Here is a 908-nt window from a genome sequence, read left to right as displayed (position 1 = left end):
ACAGCTTTGCTGATGTCGGACGCCAGCAAGCCCTGAAACTTGTCGCCGCCCTGAGCCAGGAATACAGCGTAAAAGAGCTCTGTGCGGTCCTCGGCGTTTGCCGGAGTCTGGTTTACTACCATCGCAAACGCCAGAAACAACCGGATACGACGCGAATTGCCCTACAGCGAAGGGTGGCCGAGCTACACCGTCTTGGGCGGGGCTCAGCCGGAGCAAGAACGTTGTCTTTACTGCTTCGCCGCGAAGGAGAAAACGTTGGGCGTTACAAGGCCGGGCGACTGATGAAAGAAGCCGGTCTGGTGAGCAGGCAGCCCGGAAAACACCGCTATCGCCTGTGTAACCGGCAGTCTAATCTGGCGGAAAATCATCTCAGTCGCAATTTTACGGTAAATGCACCGGATAATGTGTGGTGTGGAGATATCACTTTTATCAGAACACAAGCGGGCTGGCTGTATCTGGCAGTAGTACTGGATTTATACGCGCGAAAAGTGGTGGGTTGGGCGTTCTCGTCTGTGGCTGACAGCCAGCTGGCGCAGAATGCCCTTACAATGGCCTGGGAAAACCGGGGCCGTCCAAAAGGATTAATGTTCCACTCTGACCAGGGTTCTCAGTATGCCAGCATGTCATACAGGGACATAGCGAAGCTGTACGGCATCAGACTCAGCATGAGTCGCAAAGGAAACTGCTGGGACAATGCCGTTGCAGAGAGGCTGTTCCGGAGTCTTAAAACGGAATGGTTGTTACGTGAAGGCTACCGAAACAGAAGTGAAGCAGTGAAGGATGTGGTTCAGTACCTGAGTGGGTATTACAACCGGGTAAGGCCGCATAAAAACAACGGAGGGTTAACACCTGCCGAGATGGAAAGACAAAGAACCTCAGGTCGTGTCCAAATTAAGTAGACCACTTCA

At 53.1% G+C, this 908-nt stretch carries 1 protein-coding gene; it reads left to right on the top strand.

Annotated features, from left to right (window positions below; genetic code table 11):
• On the top strand, positions 1-899 hold an 899-nt coding region (locus ACHHZ6_RS24725; RefSeq protein ID WP_395123183.1), incomplete at its 5' end, for an IS3 family transposase.
• Between the last annotated feature and the right edge of the window lie 9 nt (positions 900-908).

Origin of the sequence: Enterobacter cloacae complex sp. 2024EL-00214 (assembly GCF_043945575.1) — a bacterium.
GTDB classification, from domain to species: Bacteria; Pseudomonadota; Gammaproteobacteria; order Enterobacterales; family Enterobacteriaceae; genus Enterobacter; species Enterobacter cloacae_P.
The sequence above is the reverse complement of the archived record's forward strand: the minus strand, read 5'-3'. Positions and strand labels throughout refer to the sequence as shown.